Origin of the sequence: Shewanella sedimentimangrovi, from assembly GCF_017354965.1 — a bacterium.
Classification (GTDB): Bacteria; Pseudomonadota; Gammaproteobacteria; order Enterobacterales; family Shewanellaceae; genus Shewanella; species Shewanella cyperi.
This window is the reverse complement of the sequence record NZ_CP071502.1, coordinates 3,330,549-3,352,873: the sequence shown is the minus strand read 5'-3', so window position 1 is coordinate 3,352,873 and position 22,325 is coordinate 3,330,549. Positions and strand designations below refer to the sequence as shown.

The window sequence follows — 22,325 nt, the reverse complement described above, 5'->3', positions numbered from 1 at the left end:
TCATCCATGTTGACCCGTTCACCCTTTGAGCGTTTTTCCTGGCACAGCGATATTTTCGATTGTCAGAGCACGGACATTGCCCGTTTTTATCTTCAGCTGGAAGAGGAGGTGCAGCGTCTGGGGCTCAGTGCCCGCACCCTGGGCAAGGCCGGGTCCCATCCCGTGACCCTGTATCAGTCTCCGGCGCAAAAGGCCCAGGCGCCCAATTTGCTGATAAGTTCCGGCTTCCACGGCGAAGAGGCGGCCGGTCCCTGGGGCATGCTGCATTTCCTGTCCGGCATAGATGCCAGCCTGTTCGAGCGGGTCAACCTCAGCCTGTTGCCCCTGGTCAATCCCACCGGCTTCAGCCGTGGCCACAGGTTCAACCTGCAGGGACAGAATCCCAACCGCGGCTACACCCTGGAAGGCGGTCGCCCCGCCAGCAATGAAGACACCTCTGACGAAGGCAAGCTGTTGCTGGAACATGCCCGCCTGCTGCAAGCCGCCAGCCGCGACGGCATCCTGACCTGCCATGAGGATGTGCTTGAGGAACGCACCTATGTGTATTCCTTCGAACCAAGCCAGCTGCCGGGCCAGTTCAGCCTGCGCCTGCGCGATGCCCTGGGGCACTATTTCCCGCTGGCCATGGAAGGGGAAATCGACGGCCTGGCGGTGAAGGATGGGGTGATCTTCAATCACTTCGATACCTCGTTCGAATCCTTCCTGGTACGCAGCGGCGCCCGCTTCGGCATGTGCAGTGAAACCCCAGGGAAGCAGGTGTTTGACCAGCGGGTGCTGGCCAACAGTGCCGTAATGGCAGAGTTTTTGGCGCTGCTCGCACCAGAGGTGGATTGAAAACGCCTGGTGGCGTTTTGTGGATGGGGCAGGATTTCCCCATCTTTGCCCTGCAACCATGGGTGCCAAGCAGAGATTGTAAGCTTGCGAGTTCGCACTATTAAAATGTTAGGCGAAAATGACGATTATACCTAAGAAAGCACAAGTTGTTATTTTAACATCCTTTGTGCTGTTTATTGCTTGGATGCTTTTGAATTGGCTGCGTCTTAGTTATGAACTGAGCGATATCCGAGAGATTGATGCTATTAATCGTATCTACGTTGAAAAAAATGGTACTGAAATTGAAATTCCAAAAGAAAGTTGGAGCCTAATTATAGCTAGTATCACCGATACAAAAAAAAGGATACTTTCAGGTTATAAAGGTGAAAGTTGGACTTTTTACTGTGATCTGGTGATTGTTACCAACTCAGATTACGATTACATTTTTCAGTTTGCACAGCGGCCATCACATGGTGAGATGGTGTCCGTGCAATATTTAAGAGGTTCAGTTTCTAGCCACTGGTCATACAACTACTATGATGGCACAAAGTTAATGAAAATAATTAACGAAGTGGTAGCACTTAGCATAGCCAAGCAACAGAACAAAACTTCTATGCCACTACAGTTTTGCCGTTGATAGCGGCGTTAATTTTAAAATCGTTTTTTACATTATTTGGAAATTACTATGAAAAAAATAATCATGGCTTTAGCTTTCGCTCTTACTGTTGGATGTTCATCGACTTATCGTGTGATTGAAAGTGATATTAATACGGCAGAGATAAGTAACGGAATTGAGTCCTCGCAATCAAGTGTGGCAATATATTTACATAATGAGGGGACAGAAAGTGCGTCTATTCGATTTGAAACCAGATATAAGTCAAACCCAAAGCAAGTTCATAGACTTTATGTATTTGATCAAGATGTCCCTAAACTAAAAGAAATGCTTGCTAAATTTCAAGAACAAAAATTAACAGTAGAAGACATGTCGAATCCATTGAGCTTTGGACATGATAAAGGGATTTTTGGAGAAACTAGAGCAGATGGTAAACGTTACGTAAGAATTCTTACTGTTGAGGGGGCTTATTTATTTCCGGAGTCATCAATACCTAGTTTAATTAACGTCCTGACAAAACTTGAGCTGGCTGCAAAAATTTAAGCTAACAAAGCTCCAACCGAGTGTTAAAAGCTTGGCTAGCCGATCCTGCGTCGCTATGTTATAGCCAAGCTTTTCTCGCCTGTTATAGCTGTGCTAATTGCATGGAGGCAACATGATTGAAACACCAAGATTATTGCTCCGTAAATTTGAGCCATCTGATCGAGAATCAGTAGTTGAACTTTTAAGAAATTCTGAGTTCATGGCTTATTCACCAACTGGAGCAATGAGTTACGAACAAGCTGAATCTCGGTTTCAAGGGTTGTTGTCTGCCCATGAATTATACGGCGTCGGAAAGTTTGCATTAGTTGAAAAGTCTACCGGCGAACTTATTGGTTACTGTGGCATTGAGCGATTGTCATATCAAGGGAAAGACGTTGTCGAACTTGGTTATCGAATCAGGGAGCAATCAAGAGGTAATGGGTACGCATTTGAAGCGAGTTCAGCGATTTTGAACTATGCAAAACAAATGGGACACCGAAGTGTGTTGGCTTTAACTGAGCCTGAAAATGAGCCATCACAGCACATTTTGAAAAAGCTCGGCTTTGAACCATGTGGCTCAGGTATGTTTGATAATATGCTCGTAGATTACTTTGAGATATACATTTAGCCAGTTGTTCAAATGTAATCTGACCACAATGACCTCCACGCGCCGTTTTGCAGTGCTTCTGTTGGGCGTCCAAGTTCATCGCCCTCCGAGGGGAAACGGTGCAACAGTCCTGTAATGCTTTTCCCTTGTAAATACATAACCAGTTCCAGCATTGCTGGAGTGGAACCCCCATTAGCAAGCACTGCCGCACCAGTGACCGTCCGAGCCAAGGATGGCAAGGGGAGGCTACACGGATGTATTCACGCCGAGTCACTGGGGTGGCAGTGCGAAAGCCCACCGCAGGTGATTGATTGCATCCGACGCCGGACGTTGCACGAAAGCACAAGATAGCCGCTGTGCCAGCGGCACAAAGTCGTGGGTCTCCAACCCACACCCGGGCAAGGGGCTTTGCTCATCCAAAGCCCCTTGCAACCCAAAGGATGCCCCCAACCGGAGCCGAAAACCCCTCGGGTTTATGGGCGAAACGGCCAACGCGACAGACTCGCGTCCTGCTCGACTGTCGCTACCTCGGCTTCCTGCCTCGGTTGTTGCCGTTTCTTGCCCAACACCCTCGGCGGCTCCGAAGGGGGACATGGTGCAACAGTCAGACTTTGCAATACCTCTTTGAGTTTATGAGTTAATTTCCGCGATCTTTCGACAGGAACACCAGTAGCGAGCTATTCCTTTCCGCTTGTAAATACTTCACCTGTTCCGTCGTGGCTGGAGTGGAACACCTTTAATCAAGCACTGCCGCACCAGTGACCATCGGCGACATGGATGTCGCCGCTGAGCCTCCAGGGACGGATTTACGGCGTGTCACTGGGATGGCAGTGCGAAAGCCCACCGCAGGTGATTAACTGCATCCAGTGGTGGATGTTTAGACGTGGTTCAAGATAGCCAGTGTGTAAGCCTCTTTGAGCGCAGGGCTTAAGCCGATAGCGCCGAATTCACCCTCGGGCTAAGGGCCCAACAAAAAAGCCACCTGGGGTACAGGTGGCTTTTACAGAAGGGGCGGGTTGTGCCCGCCCAACTCAGGGATTGATTCGGGTGACAATTCCGGTTCTGTCTTCCAGTAGGCGCTTGAGCACGAAGGAGTCGGTTTCGGCGTGGGCCACGAAGCGGGTTATGTCGCGGCTCAGGCTCAGTACCGCAGGTTCATTGGATTCAAACTCTTCCACCGAACGGGACAGGGGTTGGTGCACTTCCAGCAGGCGTGAACCGTCGGGCTCGGCGGTGGCCTTGATGGGCTGGTTGACGAATTGCACCCGGGTGCCGACAGGTACCGAGTTGAACAGCATTTCTATGTCATCTTCCCGCAGGCGCACGCAGCCGTGGCTGACCCTGAGACCGATACCGAAACTGGCATTGGTGCCGTGGATGGCATACAGGTTGCCTATGTAGAGGGCATACAGACCCATGGGGTTATCGGGACCGGCTGGCCACACGGGCGGCAGTATTTCGCCCTTGGCGGCGTATTCCTTGCGCATCTTGGCCGTGGGGGTCCAGGTGGGGTTGGCGCGCTTGCGCTGTACCTTGGTCACCCAGTTTTCCGGGGTGTCGGTGCCGAGCTGGCCTATGCCTATGGGCAGCACCTGGACGATTTTCTTGCCCTTGGGATAGTAATACAGGCGCATTTCGGCCACGTTGATCACTATGCCCTCGCGGGGGGCGTCGGGCAGGATCAACCTGTGGGGAATAATCAGGGTGGTGCCCGGGGTGGGCAGGAAGGGGTCGACGCCGGGATTGGCCTCCAGCATGTTGGACAGACCCAGCTGAAACTTGGCGGCAATTTCCTCCAGGGTATGCTTGCCCTCGGGCACCTTGTAATACTTGTCTTCGCCCACCAGACGACTGTTGGCCGGCGGCAGCGGGTAGATCACCGCCATGGCCGACTGGCATACCAACAGTAAACCCAATACCAAACTTGCTTTAAAACCCTTGTTCATGACCTTCTCTGTTTCCTGCCGTCGATGACACATCCGGAATGTCGACGGACCCTGCCGCTTTGCCGCCTTGGCAAAGCACGCATCCTTCCCTATTTGGCGTCGAATTTCAATAGCCACGGCCCTTATGGCCTGCTTTTATTTTAACCCGAGACGCCTTGCCAAACGGTGTAAATTGCCGGGATCCAGCCCCAGGCGCCGGGCACAGGCGGCCCAGTTGTGGTTCTCCTGCACAAGACATTGATTAATATAATGAGTTTGAAAATCTTCCAAGGCTTGCTTCAGGGGTAACTGGCAATTGAACTCCAGGGTGCCCTGGGCGGACTGGGCAGGGGCGATGGCGCCCTGGGGCGTCAGTTCAAACTGGGCCTCGGTGATAAGCACAGTGTCTGCCTCGGCGTCCTTGAGCGCCGCCCGTGCCAGGGCGCTGGCCCTGTGAATGGCATGCTCCAGTTCGCGCACGTTGCCGGGCCAGTCGTATTGGCGCAGCTTCGACAGGCAGGATGGGCTCAGGCGCAGCTGGGTCAGTCCCAGACGCTGGCGGCTCTGCTCCAGGAAATAGCCGCACAGCAAGCCCAGATCGTCGAGCCTGTCTCTGAGCGGCGGCACATGCAGCGGAAATACGCTCAGCCTGTGGTACAGATCGGCGCGGAAGCGGCCGGCGAGTATCTCCTGTTTCAGATCCCGGTTGGTGGCGGCAATGATGCGCACGTCCACCTTGAGGCTGCGATCATCGCCGATGCGCTGCACATCGCCGTATTGCAGCACCCGCAGCAGCTTGGCCTGCAGCCCCAGGGGCAGCTCGCCAATTTCATCGAGAAACAGCGTGCCCTTGTCGGCACTTTCGAACTTGCCGCTCCTGTGGTTGATGGCACCGGTAAAGGCGCCCTTCACATGGCCGAACAGCTCGCTCTCGGCCACGGATTCCGGCAGGGCGGCGCAGTTGAGGTACACCAGGGGACCATTGACCCGCCGTGATAACTGATGCAGTTGCCGGGCCACCAGTTCCTTGCCGGTACCGGTTTCGCCCAATATCAGCACGCTTAAGTCGGTGGCGGCCACCGCCTGGATTTCCTGGCGCAGGGTTTCCATCACCTGGGTCTGGCCCAGAAGTTCGGTGTGTTTGTTCTGGCTGTTGTCGGGCAGGGCACTGGCCATGCTGCCCAGAGACAATTGTTCCAGCTTGGCGATCAGCAGGGCGTTTTTCAATGAGGCGGCGGCGAGTGCGCCGAGCGCCCGCAGGTCGAGATCGCTCAGGCCATCGAAACGAGCCGGATCGAAGGCATCCAAGGTGATGGCGCCTATCAGCTGCTCGCCGTCAAACAGCGGCAGGCCGATACAGGCATGGACCCGCAGCTGCTCGCCCTGGTTGGGGATAAGACCATCGTAGGGATCGGCCAGATCGCTGTCCGCCGGGAAGCGCACCAGATCGCCGGCACGGGCTATGGCTTCGAGTCTGGGGTGATCGCCGATAACAAAGTGACGTCCGGCCACATCTTCCGCCAGGCCGGCGGTGGCCAAAGGCACAAAATGTTGACCGCGGAATTCCAGCAGCGCCGCGGCATCACATAACAGGTGGAGTTTCACCGTATCCACCAAGCGGGCGAATCTGTCCCTGTGGGACAGGCCCGAGGTGATGTCCAGTGCTATCCGTGTCAGTACGGTTTGACTCAGGGCCATGGTGACTGCGCTTTTCTCAGTGGCTTGAATGACTGACAGCATACTCTATTCCTCGGCTCATTGTCATTTTGACAAAAAAAAGCCGGCGCCCCGGGGCGCCGGCATCAAAGGATTACTCAGGCTGTGACAGGACGGCCATCAGTGACGCGCTTGGTCACCAGCTGACGCAGCAGGCTCAGCAGGAAGGCACCCATCAGCAGACCACCGATACTGAAGATGACGTCGCCAACCACACGCAGCCACACCAGGAACTCAACCCGGGCACTGTGCAGCACTTCGGGAGAGCGGGCGAACCAGTAACCGTTTTCGAGCACGGCGAAGAACTGGGTCAGACCCACGGGCAGCAGCGACATGAACACCATGGCTGCCAGACCCAGGTTCAGAGTCCAGAAGGCGCCCTTGAGCAGCTTGTCGTTCCACACCAGTTGGTTGCTCAGACCGCGCAGACACACCAGCATCAGACCCATACCCAGCATACCGTACACACCCATGAAGGCGGCGTGACCGTGGGTGGCTGTGGTATTCAGGCCTTGGATAAAGTACAGGGCGATGGGCGGATTAATCAGGAAGCCCAGCATACCGGCACCCACCAGGTTCCAGAAGGCGGTGGCGACGAAGAACATGATGGCCCAGTGGTAGCGTTGCATCCAAGGGGCGGCATTGCGCATGCGATAGCTTTCCACGGCCTCGAAACCAATCAGGGCCAGTGGCACTACTTCCAGGGCGGAGAAGATAGAGCCCCAGGCGATGACAGAGGTGGTGGTACCTGTGAAGTACAGGTGATGCAGGGTACCAATCAGACCACCGGTCAGGAAGATGGCGGTGGCGAACATTACGGCACCGTTGGCGCTGCGGGCACGGATCAGACCCAGGCGTACCAGTACCAGAGCGATAACCGAGGTGGCAAAGGTTTCAAAGAAGCCTTCCACCCACAGGTGCACTACCCACCAGCGCCAGTATTCGGCGATGGCCAGGTTGGTGTGCTTGCCCATGAACAGGCCGGCACCGTACAGCAGGCCGATGGCAACACAGGAGGCATACAGCACCCAGGTGACCGGGGTCATGTCGTTGCGCACCTTGAGGGCTGGACGGATAGCGACGGTGACCAGGGTCAGCCAAATCATCAGACCGGCCAGCAGCAGGATTTGCCATACACGGCCCAGATCCACGTACTCATAACCCTGGTGACCTAACAGGAAGTTGGTATCCAGGTCGAAGTACTGTTGTACGCCGAGCCATTCACCAGCCATGGAGCCCAGCACTACAACCACCAGTGCTGCCCAGAGCACGTTTACGCCCAGGCGTTGGTACTTGGGTTCATAACCTGACAGTGCAGGGGCTATGTAGAGGCCGGTACCGAGCCAGGCTGTGGCAATCCAGAATACCGCCAACTGGGTGTGCCAGGTACGGGTCACCGAGTAGGGCAGGATTTCAGACAGGGGGATACCGTAGAAGGCCTGACCTTCCACCGAATAGTGGGCCGTGATACCGCCGAGCAGAATTTGCAGCAGGAACAGACCAATGGCAGTAAAGAAGTACTTACCGACCGCCTTTTGCGATGGGGTGGGGCGCAGGCTCAGCAGGGGATCCTGTTTCGCAGGCTCTGGCAGGGGCTCTTCTTTGCCTGACGCGTGGTGCCACACCAGGGCGCCGATACCGGCAATCAGGGTCACGATACTCAGGATAGACCAGACAATGTTGCTGGAAGTGGGGGTGTTACCCAGCTGAGGATCGTAGGGCCAGTTGTTGGTGTAGGTATGGTCGGTACCTGGACGCTCGGTAATGGCGGCCCAGGCACCCCAGAACAGGAAGGCGCTCAGTTGTTCACGACGCTCGGCATCGGGAATGGTGCCTTCTTTCATGGCGTACTGATCCCTGAGTTGGGTCAGGGCAGGATCGTCACCGAACAGGGAATCGTAGTGGCGCTGTACTTCGTGGATGGCTTCAATGCGGGTGGCCGACAGTGGTATCTGAATATGCTCTTCACCCACCAGGCTGTTGTGGCGCAGATCTTCACGCATGGCCTGTTCCAGGCCCGCTTGCTCAGCACTGCTCAAAGAGGCGAAATCTGTGCCGTAGGTTTTCTTGGCACTGATGTCCAACCAGGCATTGGCCTCGCGGTGCAGCCAGTCTGCGGTCCAGTCGGGTGCCACGTAGGAGCCGTGGCCCCAGATGGACCCCAGCTGGTGGCCGCCCATGGAGCGCCACACCAGTTGACCCCTTTCTATGTCATGCTGACTGAACAGCACTTGTCCCTGGGCATCGGTAAATGCTTCGGGAATAGGGGGCTTATCACGGTAAATATCACTGCCGATACTGAGCAGTATGCTGAAGGAGGTCACCAGCACTACCAATAGTGCGATGACCGTGAGCTTGAGTCGGGACATAGGGTCTCTCCGATCCTGGATTAATGATGTCCCTATTTAGCAGCTATCGTGCCAATATATTTAATTGTTTAAATACATGGTGTTAAGTATATTTGTATATTAGATGGTGTCGATATGACATTGTTTTTAACTGTTAAAAGTACAATGGCGATGTCATTGTGACACTGGTTGTCTTTTGGGCATTGCTATGGCAGGGATGAAGGTGCCACTCAAGGCTGTTGTGGCACAGCAGCGGTGGCACAGAGTAAGAAACAGGGGCTCACTTATACAGAGATGGGTTACTTATACAGGGAAGGATCCTTGGGATCCGGGCGGGTCTTGAAGCGCCGGTGCAGCCACATGTACTGGGGCAGATTGCGGCCAATAAGGGACTCCACTATGGCATTGCCGCGCAGGGCATCGCTGAGCTCATCTTCGCCGGGAAAATCCTCTAAGGGCGGCATGATCTCAATCCGGTAGCCATCGTCCCCTTCACAACGTTCGACGAAAAAGGGCAGTACCTTGGCCTTGCCAAGCTTGGCCAGGGTGGTGGCTCCGGTGATGGTGGCGGCATCGGGTACGGCAAAGAAGGGAATAAATACGGCACTGGAGCGGCCAAAATCCTGATCGGCCGTGTACCAGATCACCTCGGCACTGCGCAGGCAGCGCACCATCTGGCGCAGATCGCGCTTGGGCACCAGGCCCTTGGCGGAACGCATCCTGCCCTTGACCTGCAAATACTCCATCACCGCATTGTTGTGTGGCCGATAGACGCCTATGCCGGCCTTGAATTGGCCGAACACCCGGGCGCCCATCTCCAGCGGCAGGCAGTGCACCGCAAACAGGATAACCCCTTGACCGGCGTCTATGGTCTGCTGCACATGCTCGCGACCAACAAGCTGCATATGGCGCTGGATGCGGGCATCGCTCCACCACCAGGCATTGACCGTATCGAAGATGGCTTTGCCGGTTTCCTCGAAATTGCGCTTCAGCAGGGCATCGCGCTCAGGGGCCGGCATATCGGGGAAACACAGCTCCAGGTTGCGTCTGGCGGTATGGGCCCGGCTGCCGAGCAGTTTCATGGCAGTGCGGCCGAGGGCGGCCCCCATGGCCATCTGCCAGCGCAGCGGCAGGGCACTTAACAGGCGCATCAGACCGACACCCAGCCACAGGGGCCAGTGTTTGGGATGCAGGAGTTGCCGGGAAAATTGGGCGCTTTCTACCACTTGTTGCTCACTTACCAGTAAAAATTACCGCGTATTCTAACGCAAAACCGCGGCAAAATTGGGTACAATCACGCTTTAATTTCCGCATTTTAAAATGGGTGTGCGATGAAGGTAACGTTGCCGGCTTTTGAGAAGGCCAGGGTATTGGTCGTGGGCGATGTGATGTTGGACCGGTATTGGGTAGGCCCCACGGGGCGGATCTCCCCCGAGGCCCCTGTGCCAGTGGTACGCATCAACCAGATTGAAGACAGGCCGGGTGGCGCCGCCAACGTGGCCCTCAACATTGCCGCACTCGGTGGCAAGGTGCTGCTCTCGGGCCTGGTGGGCGAGGATGACAATGCCGCCGCCCTGACCACAGGGGTGCAGGCCCTGGGGGTTGAGCCCCGCTGGCTGATCCAAAAAGACAAGCCCACCATCACCAAGCTCAGGGTGTTGTCCCGCAACCAGCAGCTGATCCGCCTCGATTTTGAAGAGCCCTTCGATGCCGCCGCCAGCGCCGAGCTGATGGCCCGGGCCGAGCAGCAGCTCGGTGAGGTGGATGTGGTGGTGCTGTCGGATTATGCCAAGGGCGCCATCGCCAACCCTGCTGACTTTATTGCCAAGGCCAGGGCCAAGGGCGTCAAGGTGCTGGTGGATCCCAAGGGCAGCGATTTTTCCCGTTATCGCGGCGCCAGCCTGATCACTCCCAATATGAGCGAATTCGAGGCCGTGGTCGGCCCTGTGGCCAACGAAGCGGATCTGGTTGCCAAGGCACAGGGACTGCTCAAAGCCTTCAGCTTTGACGCCGTGCTGGTCACCCGCTCGGAAAAGGGCATGACCCTGATCACCGCCGATGCGCCCGAACTGCACATCCCCACAGTGGCCCGTGAGGTCTATGACGTTACCGGCGCCGGCGATACAGTGATTTCCGCCCTGGCCACGGCCATCGCGGCCGGGGCCGAACTGCCCCAGGCCTGCGCCATAGCCAACACCGCCGCCGGTGTGGTGGTCGGCAAACTGGGCACCTCCACCGTCAGCCGCATCGAGCTTATCGAGGCCCTCAAGAGCCACGATGGTGAGTCGGGCTTCGGTGTTATCAGTGAAGATCAGCTGGTATATGCCCTGGAACAGGCCAGACTCAGGGGCGAGCGGGTGGTGATGACCAACGGTTGCTTCGATATTCTCCACGCCGGTCACGTAAGCTATCTGCGTCAGGCCCGAGCCCTCGGCGACAGGTTGATAGTGGCGGTTAACGACGACGCCTCGGTCAAACGCCTCAAGGGCGAGGGCCGGCCGGTCAATCCGGTGGAGCGGCGCATGGCGGTGCTGGCGGGCCTCGCGGCGGTGGACTGGGTGCTGCCCTTCAGCGAGGACACGCCCCAGCGCGTTATCGCCCGCCTGCTGCCGGATCTCCTGGTCAAGGGCGGTGATTACAAGGTCGAGGATATTGCCGGAGGCGCCGAAGTGATGGCGGCCGGTGGCCAGGTCAAGGTGCTTGGCTTCGAGGAAGGAGTATCCACCACCGCCATTATCCAGAATATTATGGGCAGCAAGTGAGTTCCCTGGCCCTGACATTGTTGCTGGCGCTGCAAACGGCGCCCATTGCCGGCAAGGAGGCACTGCTGTGTCCCTTGCCGCAATTGCAGCAATGTCTGGCCGGTCTGCAGCCAGATACACGTCAGCAATTGCCCGGTGAGGCTGAGATCACGCGCCTGCTGGGCGGCCGCAGTGCCATGGTACTGCCGCTTGAAGACGCCAAGGTGGCCGGCCTGGTGCTGCTGGCACCGGAGCGCGATGCCAGCGAGCAATCCGCCATCATAGCCGGCAAGACCTATGTGCTGCCCTTGGCGCGGCAATCAGAATTGACCCTGTGGCACGAGCTGGGGCACCTGGAAGTACAGGCACTGCGCGGCACAGTGTTACCGGCCGAACTGACCGACTATCAGCAGGAATGGCTCGCCGATGCCTATCTGCTCTGGCGCTCGACTCGTGAGACAGGGGAGCTGACGCTGGCTTGGCAGCAGTTTCATCGCCGTAACCTGGCGGTGATGAGCGACATAGCCAACATCTCCCATTGGTCCTCCTTATTGCTGATACATTTGTTAAAAAAATACGACCTAAGTGTTATCGCTGAATATGCCAGCTTTGCGGCATTTTGTGGTGATTTCTACCCTGATATTCCAGAGTTGCAAGAGGCCGGTCTGGCGGAATTTTCCAGCCTGCTGCAGCGCACCTTTGGTCCGGGGTACAGCCAACCCTTACCCGGCTACATGTATTGGCGCAAGCCGGCGCTGGCCCAGGTAATAAGCCCAACTTTACTGAGGCTTATGGGGAAATCAGCCACCCGGGAGTGGCTGGAAAAGGACTTTGGTTTAGCGTCCGGACAATAACCCGGGGTGGTGTGCGGTATAAGCTGAACCTAAGCTGAACAAAAGTCAGAAACACTCTTTTGGCGCCATTTTTCGGCGGTATTCCTCTGGTTGCTTTGGTAAGCTCTCTGGCAACAAAAATAACATGGGGGATACAATCATCATGGCTAAGCGTTCCAAGGTGCAAACCGAGCAAACCATCAACCAGATCATGGATGAGGCACTGAAGCAGATCCTCACCATAGGGTATGAGGCAATGTCTTATACCACGCTGTCCGAGGCAACCGGCATCAGCCGTACTGGGATCAGCCATCACTTTCCCAAGAAAATGGATTTTTTGGTGCGCCTCGATGCGCGCATCGGTCGCCTGTTCGTGGCGGCACTGGATTTCTCCTCGGCCGAGGCGCTGGAGCGTTCCTGGCTGGTGGCCATGCATGAGCCTCACTACCGTGCTGTCATGCGTCTGTTCTTCAGCCTGTGTGGTTACGGTGCAGGTGAAATGACCCTGTTCCGCGCCGTACACAGCGCCCGTGAAACCGCGCTGCTGGAGCTGGGTATGGTGGGAGAAAAGACCATTAATTGCCTGCTGGGCTGGACAGCCATCATGCTGATGTCCGATTTGGAGCAGCAACTGACCTCCAAGGCGGCATGAGCCTGACAGCCTGCTGCGGAAAAACAAAAGGAGCCCAAGGCTCCTTTTGTTTTATGTCCCTTACATCGGCTTAATGGCGAAGGGTAATACCGGGATTGAAGTCTATTTCACCGCCTTCATCCACTGTCGCCAGATGGGATTGTTGGCGGGTAATGGCCAGTCGGCGATCGCCACTGATGCGCACAAACTGTAATTGATAACCCAGTTTGCCCAGGGTGTAGCAGGCAAAACGCTGGGCGTTGGTCAGCCTATCCCAGTTCTGGGAGGCCGTCAGGGTAATCGCCCGGCGATCACCTGTTGGTTGTTGCTTAACACGCATATGCACCTCCTCCCTATCGCCATCAGACAGGGTGACTCCACACTAATATATAGACAGGGGCACTGGGGCTGCGCAAGTCCCTGAAACCCGCATGGAGCAAGGGTTTTAGACATTTTCCACATTAAACAATCAGTTGTCGTAAAACCCGCGGGAAAGTATTTTTGCATCCCACTGTTTCTTGGCGCTTGCGGGCACTTGGGGCCTATTCCGGCCCCAGTTCCCACCACTCCCAGGATTCCAATTGCTGGTTCCTGGCCAGCGCCAGCGCCCTGGCATGTTGGGCCTCTGCTTTGGCTTTGTCTCCCACGGCAGCCAGGGCCAGACTCAGCTGCTGATGCCAGTCGGCACTGTGCTCACCCTGTTTGGCCACCCTTTGCAAAAGCGCCTGGGCCTGTTGCGGTTGTGCTTTCTTAAGGAAGGCCTTCACCAGCCCCAGGGTCAGCTCCAGCTCCGACTCGGGAAAACGCTCAACAAAGGCGCTTAACATCTCATCGACCTTATCCTGTTGCTTGCTGATAAACAGGTACTTGCCCAAGGTGTAGGATTGCAGCCACTCGAAGCGGAAACCGGCCCATTGTTGCTGTTTGGCAACAAAATGGTTCAGCACCTGACGATAGTCAGTCAGCGGCAGCAGTGTATCCAGATCGCTGTAATAGTTGGGCGCCAGGAATGCCAGACCGTCGAGCAGTGCCGGCATGGCCGTGCTGTAGTGGGTTTCGTTGGGATAGTGTTTGAAGTCCGTGTACCAGTTGGCCGGTCCCTTGGCATCGATCAGTGCTTTCAGCTCAGCCACGCCCATGCCCTGTTCATTGGCCACCGACAGGAACAGCGGCGGCAAAGGGATCTTCGCGGCCGTCATACAGGACTCCAGCTGCTGATTAAAGCCGTAATTGTCGTACCAGAGGCTGGGGCTCATGGCGAGAAAGGCGTTGAAGGGGCTGCCCGGCTCCACCATTGCCTGCAAAACCAGCAGGCCTCCGAGGGAATAGCCCGCCAGGGCTCGCCTGTCGTTGGTACGAAACTGCTTGTCTATGGTGGGCACCAGCTCATCTTTCAGGTATTTGAGCATGGTTGGGGCAGCGCCAAATTCAGGTCCCTCGGCGGCACTGGTCCAAGTGGTGGACTTGAGGTAGTCGGCCTCTCCCTGCATGGCCACGCCCACCACTATCATGGGCGGGATCTTGCCCATGCGGGCCAGGTTGTTCACCGCCGCTGCCACGTGGCGGAAGTGAAAATCGCCATCCAGTATGTAGAGCACGGGATAACGGCGCTCGCCTGCCAGATAGCGCTCGGGCAGGGCCACCATGTAGCGGCGATCCTTGTCGAAACTCTTGGCATGGTGGCTGAATTGCTCGCCATAACTCAGCATGGTACCGGCTGGGCTTTGAGCAAAGGCGAACTGGGGGCAGGTCAGTGCCAGCAGCAGGGCGACAATTTTGAGTAAGTCCATATAAGCATTTCCTTTTTATCAGGCCAGGCCCTGTTGTAACGGATTTAACCGGCAAAGGAAAGCGGGCCGGTTTACGCCAATGGCTTGCCCAAGTACACTTGGCTGTCTTTGACATCAACAGGATAGAAGTGATGAGTATCTGGTTCCGCCCCGTGACCCTGGAAGATTGCGCCAAGATGGACCAAGGCCTGCACGGCAGGGGCACCCTGATGCAGACCCTGGGGATCCGCATCAGTGAGATTGGTGATGATTATATGCAGGCCACTATGCCGGCGTCGGCGGCGGTGCATAATCCCCTTGGCATAGTGCATGGTGGCGCCAACGTGGCGTTGGCCGAAACCGTGGCCAGCTACGCGGCCAATTTTGTGGTGGATTTCGAGCGCTTTTACTGTGTGGGACAGGAAATCAATGCCAACCATCTGCGGGCGGCCCGCAACGGTGTGTTGACGGCGACCGCCAGACCTGTGCACCTGGGTAAACGCAGCTCGGTGTGGGAAGTGCTTATTCACAACAGCGGCGGCGAGCTGACCTGTATCTCCCGTATGACGGCGGCCGTGGTCGAGCGTTAAGCTACACTTAGGAAAAAACAGCGGAGATCCTCTATGGATAATGCAACTGTGTGGGAATGGGTCGGCTATCTGGCCTCTGTGGTGGTGGCTATCTCCCTGATGATGGCCAATATTAAAAAGCTGCGCTGGTGGAATCTTTTGGGCGCGGCGCTGTTTGTGGCCTATGGCCTGGCGATCGCCGCCTATCCCGTGGCCCTGGTGAACTTCTTTATTGTACTGATTGATGCCTACTACCTGGTGAAACTGTACAAGGCACCCGTAATAGAAGAGAGCTGAAAGCCCATTTGTCGCAGTGAGCCCCGATCAGTATCGGGGCTTTTTTATTGGTGGATTACCACAGCAGGGTGGCCAGTCCCAGCAGAGCGAACAGCAGGGCGCAGCCGCGGCGGATAAGTGTCAGCGGCAGGCGCTCGGCGCTTAAATGACCGGCCAGAACCACGGGGACGTTGGCCAGCAGCATACCCACTGTGGTGCCAAGCACCACGGCCACCAGGGCATCGTATCGGGCGGCTAATACCACTGTGGCGACCTGGGTCTTGTCGCCTATTTCGGCCAGGAAAAACAGCACCAGGGTTGCGAGGAAGGGGCCATATTTATAAAGAGGGCTGTCCTCCGCATCCACCTTGTCCGGCACCAGTACCCAGAGGGCTATGGCAAAGAAACTGCCGGCCACCAGGTAGCGCGCCAGCTCGGGGCTGATAAGGCCGCTGGCCCATTGGCCTATCCAGGCGGCGGCAAAATGATTGGCCAGGGTGGCAATCAGTATCCCCAGGATAATGGCGGTCTTGTTTTTGAATCTGGCTGCCAGCAGCAGGGCCAGCAATTGAGTTTTGTCACCTATCTCGGCGATGGCAACTGTGATGGATGAGGCGGAAAAAGCTTCAAACATGGGATTCCTTAAGGGGTGGCTAAAACCGTGAAGCACGATAAACCGCCACCCCTTTTATGTTGGTGGTTACCGTGCTCAGGTCTTGCCGGATAAATCTGCGATCTACCGTAAGCACCATGGCATGAGGCCAAGTATGTTGATGCTTACTCCCGGACACTGGTCCCGGGCTGGCTACTCCCCCGAAAGCGAGGCCGCCATTATAGCGCCCGCCGGGGAGAAGACAACAGGCCGAGGTTGCTTGCCGCCGGCTTGTGGCTCTGTTAATGTCCATGACAGTCAATTTTCCCCGCAGTTGCCGGCAATAACCGCGCCGGGCAGGGACTGACACCAATAACAATAATCACGCTTGATGCGACTTTTGACAGGACTGTTTTGTGAATTTGAAAATGCTTGGCTCGACAGCCATTGTGGCCGGGACCGCCATTGGTGCCGGCATGTTGGCCCTGCCTTTGGCCACCGCGGCACTCGGCGTAGTGCCGGCGCTGATCCTTTTGGTGCTGGTATGGAGCATCTCCGCCTATACCTCGCTGCTGATGCTTGAAATTAACCTGCGCAGTGGTGTGGGTGACAATGTGCATGTCATCACAGGTAAAACCCTGGGCAAGAAGGGACAGTTTATTCAGGGGGCTTCGTTTCTCAGCCTGTTGTTTGCCCTGACGGCGGCCTATCTCACCGGTGGTTCTTCTCTGCTGGCCCTGCGGGCCAAGACCATGTTCGACATCAGCCTGGATCATCAAAGCGCCGTGCTTATTTTCACCTTTGGTCTGGGTGCCGTAGCGGCATTGGGCGTGGCCTGGGTTGATAAGCTGTCGCGGTTGTTGTTTTCCCTGATGGTGTTGCTGTTGGTGCTGGTGGTGGTTTTTCTGTTGCCGGAAGTGGATATGGGCACCATAGCCGCGGACGCGGTGCAAAAGGCATCCGGAAGCGCCTGGATGGCGGCCATCCCAGTGGTGTTTACCTCCTTTGGTTTCCATGTCTGTATCGCGACCCTGGTGCGTTACCTGGAAGGTGATGTGACCAAACTGCGCAAGGTGCTGTTGACCGGCTCCAGTATCCCCCTGGTGTGCTATGTGCTGTGGCTCCTGGTCACCCTGGGCACTGTCGGTGGCAGCGCCATCGAAGGCTTTGGTGGTTCCCTGCCAAGCCTTATCGGTGCGTTGCAGGAGATAGCCGCCCAGCCCATGGTCAGCAAGTGCATTTCCCTGTTTGCCGATCTGGCGCTGATCACTTCCTTCCTCGGGGTGACCATGAGTCTGTTTGACTTCCTGGCGGAATTGACCCGTGCCCGTGGCGGCTGGGTGGGGCGTTTGCAGACCTGGTTTATCACCTTCGTGCCGCCGCTGCTGTGCGCCCTTTATGTGCCCGAAGGCTTCGTGGCCGTGTTGGGTTTTGCCGCCATCCCGCTGGTGGTGATGATTATCTTCCTGCCCATCGCCATGGCTGTGGTGCAACGCAGCACCCATCCTGCCGGTTACCAGGTCAGTGGCGGTCAGAAGGCACTGGTTGCCATAGGGCTGGCCGGTTTGGCCATTATCGCCGCCCAGCTCTGGGTTGCTTTGTAACAGCAATTTTCCACCACTGTGAACTGTTAAATCCCTGTGATAAAGTCGGGCCCTTGTGCCCGACTTTCTGTTTTTTGGGCGCCGATAAAACGACAACAGACAACATGGAATGATGACAATGAAAAAATGGTTACTCCCGGCCGCCATTGCTGCCAGTTTCGGTGCCCAGGCAGACGAAGGCATGTGGCAACCCCATCAATTGCCGGCCCTCGCCGATGTGCTTAAGGCCAAGGGCATGGAAATCAGTGCCGACAATATCTCCAAACTGACCGAATTCCCCATGAATGCCGTGATTAGCCTGGGTGGCTGCACCGCATCCTTTGTATCGCCCAAGGGCCTGGTGGTGACCAACCATCACTGTGCTTACGGCTCTATCCAATACAACTCCACTGCCGACAATAACCTGCTGGCGAATGGCTTCCTGGCCAAGAGCCTGGATGAGGAACTACCCGCGGCACCCGGTTCACGCATTTATGTGACCGAAGCCATCACTGACGTGACCGCCAAGGTCAATGACGGCCTGGATAAGCTCAGTGGTGAGGCCTTCTACAAGGGGGTTGAGGCCAAGGAAAAAGCACTGGTGGCCGAATGTGAGCAGGAAAAAGGCTACAGCTGTAAAGTTTACAGCTTCCATGGCGGTCTGGAGTACTACCTGGTCAAGCAAATGGAAATCCGCGACGTGCGCCTGGTGCACAACCCTGCCGCCTCGGTTGGTAAATACGGCGGTGATGTGGACAACTGGATGTGGCCAAGGCACACGGGTGACTATTCCTTCTACCGCGCCTATGTGGGTAAGGACGGTAAACCAGCCGATTTCTCCAAGGATAACGTACCCTTTGAGCCCAAGAGTTTCCTCAAGGTGTCGGCCAAGGGCGTTCAGGACGGTGATTTCGTGATGGTGGCGGGATACCCCGGCCGCACCAACCGTTATCGCAGCGCCTCCGAAGTGGCGAACCAGTTCGCAAGCAACTACCCCCAGAGCAAGCAGCTGCGGGAAGACATCATCAGTCTGATCAAACAGACGGCCGCCGCCGGCAGCGATGAGCGTATCAAGTACGAGAGTACCCTGGCGGGCCTGGCCAACTACGCCAAAAATTTCGGTTCCATGCTGGAGTTCTATGGCAAGTCCAGCATGCTGGACGATAGAAAGGCCCGTGAAGCCGAGCTGAATAGCTGGATTTCCGCCGACGCCAAGCGCCAGGCCAAATACGGTAAAACCCTGGCGACCCTCGATCAGCTGGTGGCGCAAAGCAATCAACACCTTGACCGGGATCTGTTGCTCTATTACATGGGCTATTCCTACGCCAAGGACACGGCCGAGCGGTTGTATCGTCTGGCGCACGAAAAAGCTAAGCCGGACATGGAGCGCGAGCCGGGTTATCAGGAGCGGGACATGGAACGCTTCAAGGCCGGTCTGGAGCGTATGGAGCGTCGTTATGCGCCCTCGGTGGATAAGGCCATACTGTTTGAGATGCTGAAGCGCTACGCCGCCCTGCCTGCGGAGCAGCACCTGGCGGATCTCGACAAATTCTTCGGCATCGACAAGAAGTTCGATGAGAAGAAACTGGCCAAGCAATTGGACAAGATGTATGGCGCCACTCAATTGGGTGACAAAGACATGCGTTTGGCCTGGATGGACAAGTCTGTTGCCGACTTCAAAACCAGCAAAGACCCCTTTATCCAACTGGCGGTCGCCACCTTTGACGGCAATATGGCCCGCGAACAGGAAGAAAAACGCCTGGAAGGTGAACTGTTGAGGGTGCGTCCGGCTTATATGGAAGCCATCATTGCCTACAACAAGGAATTGGGTAAGCCCGTGTATGCCGATGCCAACTCCAGCCTGCGGGTGAGCTATGGCAACGTCAAGGGCTACTCGCCCAAGGATGGTATGTTCGCCGTACCCTTTACCCGTCTTGAGGGCATCACAGCCAAAGACACGGGTGTTGAGCCCTTTGATGCTCCCAAGAAAGAGCTGGAGCTGATTAATGCCAAGCAATACGGTGATTTCTACGTGAAGTCTCTGGACTCGGTACCGGTCAACTTCCTCTCCACAGTGGACACCACGGGCGGTAACTCGGGCTCACCGACTCTCAACGGTCGTGCCGAGCTGGTGGGCCTGCTGTTTGACGGTGTGTACGAGAGCATCATAGGCGATTGGGCCTACGACGATAACATCAACCGTTCCATCCATGTGGACAGCCGCTACATGCTGTGGGTGATGAAGTATCTCGATCAGGCCGACAACCTGCTGGCCGAGATGGACATAGTCCGCTGAGTTGTTATTGCCTGAATTAAAAAGCGCCGCCTCAATGGGCGGCGCTTTTTTTGCTTTGTTGGTCAATACGAACCTGTGGCTTAACTGGCTTCTGACACCAGGCGCAGCGAGTTTTCCACTTCGTGGATCTTCTGGATTTCTTTCACCCAGCCACCGGTATTACTTTGGTACTGGTAGTGGACTTCGCCTTTTTCCCAGTTCTGATCCAGCAGCACTATGGCGCTGAAGTTTTTGGGGATGACAGGGCCAATACCGCCTTCCTTGGGCCAATTCACTATGGGGTAGCCGCAAAGATCGATACGGATCTTGGAGCCCGGACCCATAACTGTTTCATAGATCACATCGCCGGACACATGGGAAGTGCACACCACGGGATTTGCCAGCGCCTGGGTAACCTGGGCCATGCCGGTTGCCTTGGCATGGGGGGCGTCGATGCCCAGTTGCAGATGCAGGATTGGGGCGCCCATAAGACCGGATTCGGATTGCAGGTTCAGCAGGAAGAGGCCGGCTTTGGCATTGTGAGCTACTTTGGTTTGTTCGGTCATTTCAAATATCCTTATTTAACACGTTTTGACGGGAATACCTTGAACCTAAGTCCCTGTTCCTACATCATCGGGATATTGGCTCGGCGTGGCCCTCAAGGCCACGTCGCTAAACTCTAGTTGCTTATTTTGCTGCTGCCAGAAAGACCACAATAAAAATATGTGAAACTTTTATTTCCATCATTTAATCCGGTTAAAATTCAATATCTTTGTTGCTTTATCATTCCAAAGTGGTGTTTTAATTTAGCTATTTAGTCTGGTTGATTAGTAATTAATCTTTAAGTATTAACCTAGCGGGGTCTGTGCGGACATGGTTGCAACTTTAGCGCTGGAATGGCTCAGCCTTGCGTTAATCTATGGTAACTATGGGTGAGTTTTGAGGTAGAGAACGGGGCAGGATTGTGTTTCGGGTGGTTTCACAAAACGCATGAAAATAATGGCTGTTGGCTGCTAATTAAAAATAAATTGCACGACAGTAATTTAAACGTCTTTTTGTTTTATGTTTATTATTGGTTTTTATGTTATATCGCACCTTAATTAATATTGCTCTCAAAAGCTAAAGCGAAAATTTTAATTGACTTTTGAATGATTATGTTGGTCTCGATGCTGGTGTTTATATGGCTGCAGTGGCTATTTTAATTCTGGGAGTTGTGCCAGCGAGGCTTTAAGTTCGCTTATTTCGGCATTGGTCAAGGGCCGATATTTTCCCTCCGGCAAGTCCGCCAGTATCAGGTGCATTAAACGGGTACGGCACAGATCCACCACCCTGTTGCCCAAATGGCGACACATGCGGCGAATTTGCCGCTTCTTACCCTGAGTCAACACTATCTCGAAGCGGGTCGGGCTCAGGGCCCGCACCTGGCACTGTCGCACCTGGCCTTCACCATAGTCCATACCTGCTGCCATGACGGTGACAAAATCGGCATCCATTGGCCGGGCCAATTCCACCTCATAGTGTTTGGGGTGATGAAAATCCGGGTGCATCAGACGCTGGGTCAGCTCGCCATCGTCGCTGAGCAGCAGCAAGCCGCGGGAGTCTTTGTCCAGCCGTCCTGCGGGATAGACCCTGGGATAAAGGGGTCGGGATAAAGGGGTCGGAGTTAATTACACCCAATCAGGTGCTACACTTTTTCAACCTAGCCAATGCCCAAGGAAGGACCATGCCTAGAAAACCCCGCTTTTACCTACTCGATATCCCATACCATATTGTCCAGCGCGGTAATAACCGCACCGCCTGCTTCTTTTCACCAAGCGACTTTGGCATCTACATCAATGCACTAACCGATGCCCTGCAAACATTTCACGTCCAGCTACACGCCTTTGTACTGATGACCAATCACGTACATTTATTGATGACGCCCAGCGATTCTCAAGGCATTTCAAAGGTTATGCAAAGCGTTGGCTGCAACTATGTCCGCGCTATTAATGGCCTTTACCGACGTACCGGAACACTTTGGGAAGGTCGGCATAAGGCCAGTCCCATCAACAGTGAAGAGTACCTGCTGATTTGTCAGCGCTATATCGAACTCAATCCAGTGCGTGCCGGGATGGTGGATCACCCATCCGAATACCGTTGGTCTAGTTATCAAGCTAATGGCGCAGGCAAAGCCATTCGCTGCCTGACTCCCCACCCAACTTACCTATCCCTGGGCAATACCCATACCGAGCGCCAACATGCCTATCGCGAACTGTTTAACTGCGACATTTCCGGCGAACAACTGCATATCCTTCGCGACTGCCTTAACCACAATTATCCAATGGGCAATGAACGCTTTAAATCCGACATTGAAGCCGCGCTCAATCGAAAACTTGGTCATCTCAAACCGGGCGACCTTTGGCCTGGTAAAAACGAATGAGTTTTTTAATTCACTCCGACCCCTTTGCGCGGAGATTTGGCGCACCTCTAATCATGTTAGGGTTAAGCGCGCCTCCAGACAATCTAGTACATC

General features: G+C 55.5%; 21 protein-coding genes. 12 read left to right on the top strand and 9 right to left on the bottom strand.

The features are described 5' to 3' along the window. Nucleotides 1-6: 6 nt before the first annotated feature. The 4 genes from JYB85_RS14820 to JYB85_RS14805 all read left to right on the top strand — a co-directional run bounded on the left by JYB85_RS14820 (nt 7) and on the right by JYB85_RS14805 (nt 2,576). Entirely contained in the window at nt 7-834 is an 828-nt protein-coding gene (locus tag JYB85_RS14820) for an N-acetyl-ornithine deacetylase (protein WP_207379900.1), read from the top strand. Between the two features lie 118 nt (nt 835-952). Next, entirely contained in the window at nt 953-1,450 is a 498-nt protein-coding gene (locus JYB85_RS14815) for a hypothetical protein (protein WP_207379899.1), read from the top strand. Between the two features lie 48 nt (nt 1,451-1,498). Further along, nucleotides 1,499-1,969, top strand: a complete 471-nt coding sequence (locus JYB85_RS14810; protein WP_207379898.1) for a hypothetical protein — start codon at nt 1,499-1,501, stop codon at nt 1,967-1,969. A gap of 112 nt (nt 1,970-2,081) precedes the next feature. After that, the gene (locus JYB85_RS14805) at nt 2,082-2,576 is read left to right on the top strand and encodes a GNAT family N-acetyltransferase (RefSeq protein WP_207379897.1); all 495 of its coding nucleotides are present in this window, start codon (nt 2,082-2,084) and stop codon (nt 2,574-2,576) included. A 1,010-nt stretch (nt 2,577-3,586) separates the two neighbouring features. Here JYB85_RS14805 and JYB85_RS14800 read toward each other — a convergent pair. The 4 genes from JYB85_RS14800 to JYB85_RS14785 all read right to left on the bottom strand — a co-directional run bounded on the left by JYB85_RS14800 (nt 3,587) and on the right by JYB85_RS14785 (nt 9,770). After that, nucleotides 3,587-4,501, bottom strand: coding sequence for a L,D-transpeptidase family protein (locus JYB85_RS14800; protein ID WP_207379896.1), 915 nt, complete (start codon nt 4,499-4,501; stop codon nt 3,587-3,589). 135 nt (nt 4,502-4,636) lie between these two features. Further along, entirely contained in the window at nt 4,637-6,178 is a 1,542-nt protein-coding gene (norR, locus tag JYB85_RS14795; protein ID WP_207382097.1) for a nitric oxide reductase transcriptional regulator NorR, read from the bottom strand. A 116-nt stretch (nt 6,179-6,294) separates the two neighbouring features. Then, nucleotides 6,295-8,565: a nitric-oxide reductase large subunit gene (locus JYB85_RS14790; protein ID WP_207379895.1), complete on the bottom strand. Its 2,271-nt coding sequence runs from the start codon at nt 8,563-8,565 to the stop codon at nt 6,295-6,297. 278 nt (nt 8,566-8,843) lie between these two features. Then, nucleotides 8,844-9,770, bottom strand: a complete 927-nt coding sequence (locus JYB85_RS14785; RefSeq protein ID WP_207379894.1) for an LpxL/LpxP family Kdo(2)-lipid IV(A) lauroyl/palmitoleoyl acyltransferase — start codon at nt 9,768-9,770, stop codon at nt 8,844-8,846. A gap of 105 nt (nt 9,771-9,875) precedes the next feature. On the opposite strand from JYB85_RS14785, the gene hldE reads away from it, so the two are divergent. From hldE to JYB85_RS14770, 3 genes are all read left to right on the top strand, one after another. After that, nucleotides 9,876-11,306 (top strand): bifunctional D-glycero-beta-D-manno-heptose-7-phosphate kinase/D-glycero-beta-D-manno-heptose 1-phosphate adenylyltransferase HldE, encoded by a 1,431-nt coding sequence (gene hldE, locus JYB85_RS14780; protein WP_207379893.1) that lies wholly within the window; start codon nt 9,876-9,878, stop codon nt 11,304-11,306. After that, complete coding sequence (locus JYB85_RS14775; RefSeq protein WP_207379892.1) at nt 11,303-12,139, top strand: hypothetical protein; 837 nt, start codon at nt 11,303-11,305, stop codon at nt 12,137-12,139. The genes hldE and JYB85_RS14775 overlap by 4 nt, the downstream gene beginning before the upstream one ends. Before the next feature lie 142 nt (nt 12,140-12,281). Continuing rightward, a complete protein-coding gene (locus JYB85_RS14770; RefSeq protein ID WP_207379891.1) occupies nt 12,282-12,770 on the top strand; it encodes a TetR family transcriptional regulator in 489 nt (162 codons plus the stop codon). 70 nt (nt 12,771-12,840) lie between these two features. Here JYB85_RS14770 and JYB85_RS14765 read toward each other — a convergent pair whose 3' ends face one another. Together JYB85_RS14765 and JYB85_RS14760 are read right to left on the bottom strand one after the other, a co-directional pair. Further along, entirely contained in the window at nt 12,841-13,089 is a 249-nt protein-coding gene (locus tag JYB85_RS14765; RefSeq protein WP_207379890.1) for a hypothetical protein, read from the bottom strand. 202 nt (nt 13,090-13,291) lie between these two features. Continuing rightward, nucleotides 13,292-14,539, bottom strand: a complete 1,248-nt coding sequence (locus JYB85_RS14760) for an alpha/beta hydrolase (protein WP_207379889.1) — start codon at nt 14,537-14,539, stop codon at nt 13,292-13,294. A 131-nt stretch (nt 14,540-14,670) separates the two neighbouring features. On the opposite strand from JYB85_RS14760, the gene JYB85_RS14755 reads away from it, so the two are divergent. Next, on the top strand, nt 14,671-15,108 hold the full coding sequence (locus JYB85_RS14755) for a PaaI family thioesterase (RefSeq protein WP_207320695.1): 438 nt from the start codon (nt 14,671-14,673) through the stop codon (nt 15,106-15,108). Between the two features lie 33 nt (nt 15,109-15,141). After that, nucleotides 15,142-15,384: a YgjV family protein gene (locus JYB85_RS14750; protein ID WP_207320694.1), complete on the top strand. Its 243-nt coding sequence runs from the start codon at nt 15,142-15,144 to the stop codon at nt 15,382-15,384. 55 nt (nt 15,385-15,439) lie between these two features. On the opposite strand, the gene JYB85_RS14745 is transcribed toward JYB85_RS14750, so the two are convergent. Beyond that, nucleotides 15,440-15,997, bottom strand: a complete 558-nt coding sequence (locus JYB85_RS14745) for a TMEM165/GDT1 family protein (protein WP_207379888.1) — start codon at nt 15,995-15,997, stop codon at nt 15,440-15,442. A 386-nt stretch (nt 15,998-16,383) separates the two neighbouring features. On the opposite strand from JYB85_RS14745, the gene JYB85_RS14740 reads away from it, so the two are divergent. Together JYB85_RS14740 and JYB85_RS14735 are read left to right on the top strand one after the other, a co-directional pair. Further along, a complete protein-coding gene (locus JYB85_RS14740) occupies nt 16,384-17,559 on the top strand; it encodes an aromatic amino acid transport family protein (RefSeq protein ID WP_207382096.1) in 1,176 nt (391 codons plus the stop codon). Nucleotides 17,560-17,677: 118 nt separating this feature from the next. Next, nucleotides 17,678-19,834, top strand: a complete 2,157-nt coding sequence (locus JYB85_RS14735) for a S46 family peptidase (protein WP_207379887.1) — start codon at nt 17,678-17,680, stop codon at nt 19,832-19,834. An 80-nt stretch (nt 19,835-19,914) separates the two neighbouring features. On the opposite strand, the gene JYB85_RS14730 is transcribed toward JYB85_RS14735, so the two are convergent. Together JYB85_RS14730 and JYB85_RS14725 are read right to left on the bottom strand one after the other, a co-directional pair. Further along, nucleotides 19,915-20,379 (bottom strand): DUF1842 domain-containing protein, encoded by a 465-nt coding sequence (locus JYB85_RS14730; RefSeq protein ID WP_207379886.1) that lies wholly within the window; start codon nt 20,377-20,379, stop codon nt 19,915-19,917. A 627-nt stretch (nt 20,380-21,006) separates the two neighbouring features. Further along, entirely contained in the window at nt 21,007-21,402 is a 396-nt protein-coding gene (locus JYB85_RS14725) for a pseudouridine synthase family protein (RefSeq protein ID WP_407695861.1), read from the bottom strand. Nucleotides 21,403-21,536: 134 nt separating this feature from the next. Here JYB85_RS14725 and JYB85_RS14720 point away from each other — a divergent pair, with 134 nt between their 5' ends. Then, on the top strand, nt 21,537-22,232 hold the full coding sequence (locus JYB85_RS14720; protein WP_207379885.1) for a transposase: 696 nt from the start codon (nt 21,537-21,539) through the stop codon (nt 22,230-22,232). Nucleotides 22,233-22,325: the final 93 nt, after the last annotated feature.

What these genes read in the sequence shown, in the direction of transcription:
- JYB85_RS14810 (WP_207379898.1), top strand. Translation starts at nt 1,499, where the DNA reads ATGAAAAAAATAATCATGGCTTTAGCTTTCGCTCTTACTGTTGGATGT.
- JYB85_RS14740 (WP_207382096.1), top strand. Translation starts at nt 16,384, where the DNA reads ATGCTTGGCTCGACAGCCATTGTGGCCGGGACCGCCATTGGTGCCGGC.
- norR (WP_207382097.1), bottom strand. Translation starts at nt 6,178, where the DNA reads ATGGCCCTGAGTCAAACCGTACTGACACGGATAGCACTGGACATCACC.
- JYB85_RS14815 (WP_207379899.1), top strand. Translation starts at nt 953, where the DNA reads ATGACGATTATACCTAAGAAAGCACAAGTTGTTATTTTAACATCCTTT.
- JYB85_RS14735 (WP_207379887.1), top strand. Translation starts at nt 17,678, where the DNA reads ATGAAAAAATGGTTACTCCCGGCCGCCATTGCTGCCAGTTTCGGTGCC.
- JYB85_RS14800 (WP_207379896.1), bottom strand. Translation starts at nt 4,501, where the DNA reads ATGAACAAGGGTTTTAAAGCAAGTTTGGTATTGGGTTTACTGTTGGTA.
- JYB85_RS14820 (WP_207379900.1), top strand. Translation starts at nt 7, where the DNA reads ATGTTGACCCGTTCACCCTTTGAGCGTTTTTCCTGGCACAGCGATATT.
- JYB85_RS14790 (WP_207379895.1), bottom strand. Translation starts at nt 8,565, where the DNA reads ATGTCCCGACTCAAGCTCACGGTCATCGCACTATTGGTAGTGCTGGTG.
- JYB85_RS14720 (WP_207379885.1), top strand. Translation starts at nt 21,537, where the DNA reads ATGCCTAGAAAACCCCGCTTTTACCTACTCGATATCCCATACCATATT.
- JYB85_RS14770 (WP_207379891.1), top strand. Translation starts at nt 12,282, where the DNA reads ATGGCTAAGCGTTCCAAGGTGCAAACCGAGCAAACCATCAACCAGATC.
- JYB85_RS14755 (WP_207320695.1), top strand. Translation starts at nt 14,671, where the DNA reads ATGAGTATCTGGTTCCGCCCCGTGACCCTGGAAGATTGCGCCAAGATG.
- JYB85_RS14760 (WP_207379889.1), bottom strand. Translation starts at nt 14,539, where the DNA reads ATGGACTTACTCAAAATTGTCGCCCTGCTGCTGGCACTGACCTGCCCC.
- JYB85_RS14745 (WP_207379888.1), bottom strand. Translation starts at nt 15,997, where the DNA reads ATGTTTGAAGCTTTTTCCGCCTCATCCATCACAGTTGCCATCGCCGAG.
- JYB85_RS14765 (WP_207379890.1), bottom strand. Translation starts at nt 13,089, where the DNA reads ATGCGTGTTAAGCAACAACCAACAGGTGATCGCCGGGCGATTACCCTG.
- JYB85_RS14805 (WP_207379897.1), top strand. Translation starts at nt 2,082, where the DNA reads ATGATTGAAACACCAAGATTATTGCTCCGTAAATTTGAGCCATCTGAT.
- JYB85_RS14730 (WP_207379886.1), bottom strand. Translation starts at nt 20,379, where the DNA reads ATGACCGAACAAACCAAAGTAGCTCACAATGCCAAAGCCGGCCTCTTC.
- JYB85_RS14750 (WP_207320694.1), top strand. Translation starts at nt 15,142, where the DNA reads ATGGATAATGCAACTGTGTGGGAATGGGTCGGCTATCTGGCCTCTGTG.
- hldE (WP_207379893.1), top strand. Translation starts at nt 9,876, where the DNA reads ATGAAGGTAACGTTGCCGGCTTTTGAGAAGGCCAGGGTATTGGTCGTG.